Source organism: Nocardioides sp. CPCC 206348 (assembly GCF_048654705.1).
Classification (GTDB): domain Bacteria; phylum Actinomycetota; class Actinomycetes; order Propionibacteriales; family Nocardioidaceae; genus Nocardioides.
In genome coordinates this window covers 8,645-10,583 of sequence record NZ_JBMCZA010000040.1, presented here as the reverse complement: position 1 = coordinate 10,583, position 1,939 = coordinate 8,645, and the positions used below count along the sequence as shown (strand labels likewise).

The 1,939-nt window shown below is 65.7% G+C and carries 1 protein-coding gene; it reads right to left on the bottom strand.

What is annotated here, in order from left to right; all coding sequences use genetic code 11:
* Positions 1 to 1,361: sulfatase-like hydrolase/transferase (locus tag ACOADB_RS01160; protein WP_378596091.1), on the bottom strand; the 1,361-nt coding region annotated here is incomplete at its 3' end.
* Positions 1,362 to 1,939 lie beyond the last annotated feature (578 nt).

Below are 1,939 nucleotides of genomic sequence, written 5' to 3'. Positions count from 1 at the left end.
TGGAAGTGGTCACGGTTGATGTGGGTCCCCTTGCTGAAGGCCGGCTTCAGGTCGATGCCGTCCAGCGGGACGCCCGCCGGCAGCGGCGCTCGTGCATAGGAAGCGAGTGTCGTGTAGAGGTCCGTGCTGTTCACGATGGTGTCGTTCGCCCGGCCACCACCACGGACCAGGGCGGAGTTCTGGCTCCACACGATCCACGGCACGCGCACGCCGCCCTCGTACATCTGGCCCTTGTCGGCGCGCAGCGGACCGTTGAAGGCACCGGAGTTGACCGGGTCCTCCTCGCCGCCGTTGTCGGACGTGAAGATGACCAGCGTGTTCTCGGCCAGCGGCTTGCCCCCGTTGCGCGGGTCCGGAGTCTCCTCGAGGTAGTCGATGATCCGCGCCACCGACTGGTCCACCCCCTCAGTCAAGGCTCCGTACGACGGCTTGGCCGGGTCCTCGCCCGGCGTCTTGGCCTGGTACTTCGCCAACAGGTCCGGGCGCGCTTGCCGGTCGTTGACGGGGAAGTGCGGCGCGAACTCACTGACGAAGGCGAAGAACGGCTCGTCCTTGCTGCGGTCGATGAAGTCGAGCGTCGCGTCGGTCTGCGCATCGGTGACGTGCTTGTCCGTCCCGACGAGCGCATCGAGCTGCGCGTCCGTGACGCCCTTGCTGTACGGCGCGATGTTCTGGTCGACGTACTCCTGGGAGTAGTCGGCCCCGAACACGTCCAGCGCCGGGGCGACCGAGTCGTTGAACTGCCCGTTGGTGGCGAAGTAGTACGTCGCGTGCGAGTTCTGGCTGCCACCCCAGCTCTCGTCGTACCCATGGCTCGTGACGATCTCGTCGATGGAGCCGGTGACGTGGAACTTGCCGGTGTAGCCGGTGGTGTACCCGGCGTTCTGAAGGTTCTCACCGACGGTCGTGTGGCTCACCGGGACAGCGGTTCTGCCGTCCTCCGCCCGGCGACCCTGCGTCACGCCCAGCAGGGGGCTGCTCGCCGGACCGGTGATGGCGCCCACCGCGTAGACGTTGTTGGTCGGGCGGGTGGCGTACTGGCCGGTGTGCAGCGCCGTACGGGTCGGCGAGCACTGGACAGAGGCGTAGGCCTCAGTGAAGACCTGGCCCTCCTGGGCGAGCTGGTCGATCCTCGGCGTCTCGTTGAAGTCGTTGCCGTAGCCACCGTTGACCAGGTCGGTACTCAGGTCCGACCAGCCGAGGTCGTCGGCCATGACGAAGACGAGGTTGGGTCGTGGCGCCTCCTGGGCGGGTGCCGCGCCCGCGGTGGAGGCGTGAGAGTGACCGATGACTGGCCCAACGCTGAGCAGTGTCAGCACGGCGGGCACGGCGATCGACTTGAACGGGGTTCGCGACGGCATGGGTGATTCCTTCTCTCGGGTGGACTGCCGTCGCGAATCTATAGTTGTTCAGTGCACTTTGAGGACCATCGCCGTGCTCGGCCTTGACTCCCACGGTGCACGGGCCTCCGCCGGGAGGTGTGTTGGCGGGGATGAACCGGGGCGTCATACAAGCTGGTCGCCCCGGCAGCCAGAACGCATGACATCACGCGGGATCGGCGGGTCACGCTCATTCGACAGCAGGACCCACACGACCGACACACCGTTCCGGTCAGTTCAATAGCCACGCGGGACACATGGCCGATCCGGCTCAAATCTCAAACTGCCTCTGATCTGCGTTTCCGCAAGTCAGAGGCAGTTTTTCGGTCGGGCTGACAGGATTTGAACCTGCGCCCCCCTGGCCGACCACGGGAAAGCGACGCGACTCCCCCGGTCTTTGCTGTGTCATGAGCATTCCTGCCCTGACCTGCACAAACGCGCCCCGACTCCCCCTCGCGTCTCCGGTTCTTTGCGCCAACGTGATCTCGAATGACCCATTGGCTGGAGCTTTCGGGACATAAACGCGACACGGCTCAAATCCCCGAGCGAGCGGGATCTAC